The sequence below is a fragment of the Naasia sp. genome, from assembly GCF_025465545.1.
Taxonomy (GTDB): Bacteria; Actinomycetota; Actinomycetes; order Actinomycetales; family Microbacteriaceae; genus Naasia.
In genome coordinates, this window is record NZ_JAODMK010000004.1 from 1 (window position 1) to 2,844 (window position 2,844).

Genomic DNA, 2,844 nt, shown 5'->3' on the forward strand with positions numbered 1-2,844 from the left:
GTCGGCGCCGGATGCTCGTAGACCCAGCGCCAGGTGCGCTGCACCTCCCGGATGTCGAGGTGGTAGGAGCCGAGCGCCACCGTGTCGTCGGGGACCACGCCGGACATCAGGTCGTGCTCGGTCAGCACATGCTCGCCGTGCATGCGCCGCGCCTCGCGCACATAGAGCTGGTGCGGGAAGTGGTCGGTGTCGGCGAACTCGTCCGCCGGCAGCCCCCAGCGGGAGAGCTCGGCGCGGATCGGCTGCGGCACCGCCGAGTCTGTGGACAGGAACCAGAGGAAGTCGGCCGCGTGGTGGAGGTGGTGCCGCCGCAGCTCCTCCCGGCGGGCGGGCTCGGCGAGCGGATACTCCCAGGCCGCTCCGTCCAGCACGCTCAGCGAGAAGGGCCCGAGGGAGTTGCCGTCCGCCTTCCCATTCGGCAGGTTCTGCTCGAGCCCGATCATCCGGCCCGCGGGAGGAACGCCGCCGTTCTGCTCCCAATGCCGGAAGAGTCGCCGGCCGAGCTCCCAGTGCGCCTCGTCGTAGCCATCGCGCCGGCGGAACGGGATGCGGTCCTCGGCCGTGCTGAGGCACATCCGGTACCCGTAGGACATCACCCCACCGTCACCGGACCCGACAGGAGCCATCGGCCCTGGCTTGAGCTGGGGCAGGAGCGGCCCCTCGGCATGCCCGCTCTCATCGCCGGCGAACGGCGAGACCCAGGGCGGGAACACGTGCATCCCGGGCATGACCTCCCGGCGGCCCGCGAAGCGCTCGTCGTGCAGGGTGCGGTCCTCGCGGCCGACCGAGGCGGGAACGCCGGCGAGGGCCAGCAGGTCGCCCTCGTAGCTGGCGTCGATGAAGACGCCCGCGGAGAATGCCCGCCCATCCGACGTGGAGATGCCCGTGATCCGGCCGCCGCGTGTCTCGGCAGCGGCGACGCGAGCGTCGAAGACCACGTCGACGCCGGCTTCCTGCAGCCAGCGGAGGAAGATCTGCTCGGCGATGTGCGGCTCCGGGCCGGCATAGGCGCCGGGCGCCACCCCGTAGTGCTCGGCGATCGCGTTGCGGAAGCGGGTCGCCATGCCGCCGAGCACCCGCGAGTCGCCCACATCGGTGTAGCCGAGGCCGCCCGACGTCATGCCGCCCACGTGCCTCCCCGGCTCGACGAGCACGACCGACGCGCCTGCCTCCGCCGCGGCGACCGCCGCGCATACTCCCGCCGAGGTGGCCGCATAGACGAGGACCTCGGCCTGGCTCATCGGAACGGGTCCCGCTGCGGCAGCTGCGCGTCGAGCGAGCCGGCGCGCACCAGGGTCGGAGCGCCGAAGAGGAAGCCCACGGGAAAGCTGCTCGACATGGCTCTCACCCGGCTGTCGTGTCGGCGAACCGCGGAAGGTGCTCGGCGCCGGTGCTCAGCAGGAGCTCCTCGAGCCCCACCGCGAGCGACCACTGGCCGATCAGCGGATGGGTGAGCAGCGCCTTCCGGAGGGTCGCGCGATCGCCGGTGACGGCCGCTCGCACTGCGAGCCGCTCGTAGGCGGACACGTGCTGGACGAGGCCCAGGAGTTCCGGCGGCATGGGCGCCTGCGGGATCGGGGTGGCCCCGTCGGCGTCGATGCGGCAGAGGACCTCGATCACGTCGTCGTCGGCGAGGCCGGGCAGCGTGCCGTCGTTGCGCACGTTCACGACGTGCTTGTCGCCCGTCCCCTGCACGAGCGAGGCGAGCAGTGCGGTCGCGGCCTCGCTGTACCAGGCGCCGCCGCGGCGATCGAGCTGCGCGGGCTTCTCGTCCACGGTCTCGTCCCGGTAGATCTCGAGGAGCTCCGCCTCGGTCTCCGCCACCACCTGGGCGCGCGGCTTCTCCCGCTTCTGCGCGGCGACCGTCGCGTCGTGCTCGTAGTAGTAGTGCAGGTAATAGGAGGGCAGCATCCCCAGCTCGCGCACGAGCTCGCCCGCGACTCCGCTGCGCCGGCCGAGGCGCTCCCAGTCCCGCTCGATCATCCCCGGCAGGACGTCCTCCCCGTCGACCCTGATGGCGCGCACCCAGGACAGGTGGTTGAGGCCGACCGGGTCGACCTCGACCCGCCAGGGGTCCACCTCGTGCTCGGTGGCGATCCACCGCTGGATGCCGATCGCGAAGTTGCACAGCCCGAGCGCAGGATGCCCGGCGTCACGGAGGGCGCGGGTGTTGATGCCGACCGGGTTGGTGAAGTCGACGAGGTGCGCTCCGGGCGCGGCCCGTCGGGCCGTCTCCTCGGCGATGTCGAGCACAACAGGGACGGTTCGCAGCGCCTTGGCCAGACCGCCGGCTCCGGTGGTCTCCTGACCGAGGCAGTCGCACTGCAGTGGGAAGGTCTCATCGCCGAGCCGTGCAGCCTGCCCTCCCACCCTGAGCTGGATGAGCACGGCGTCCGCACCATCGAGCGCCTCGCTGCGGTTCCCGGTGAGGTGCACGGCGACGTCGGAACCCTGGCGCGCGAGCATCCGGCGGGCCATCCCGCCGACCACCTCGAGTCGGGGGACGTCCGGGTCCATCAGCCACAGCTCCTCGACGGCCAGGCGGTCCCGCTGCCGCCACAGTCCCGAGACGAGCTCCGGCGTGTAGGTCGAGCCGCCGCCGATCACCGCGATCTTCATCCCGTTGCCTTCCCCTCGAGTTGCACGTGCGCCGTGCCCTGTGCGAGCTGCGCCGCTCGCCCCTGCTGCCCCGCCCTCCCCGCACGACCGGTCACGTCCCCTGCTCCAGCAGCTCCATCTCGGCCGCTCCGCCGTCCACGCCGGCCAGCGCGCAGACCTCACGGACGGCACCGATCACCGGATCGGGCTCGAACCTCTCGGGCGCGAAGCCCAGCGCGGCCAGGC

Annotated in this window: 2 protein-coding genes; both read right to left on the reverse strand. The window is 72.4% G+C overall.

Annotated elements, in window-relative coordinates:
- On the reverse strand, positions 1 to 1,241 hold a 1,241-nt coding region (locus JWR33_RS01405; RefSeq protein WP_297408747.1), incomplete at its 3' end, for an FAD-dependent oxidoreductase.
- Positions 1,242 to 1,344: 103 nt separating this feature from the next.
- Positions 1,345 to 2,619, reverse strand: coding sequence for a 6-phospho-beta-glucosidase (locus JWR33_RS01410; protein WP_297408749.1), 1,275 nt, complete (start codon positions 2,617 to 2,619; stop codon positions 1,345 to 1,347).
- Positions 2,620 to 2,844: the final 225 nt, after the last annotated feature.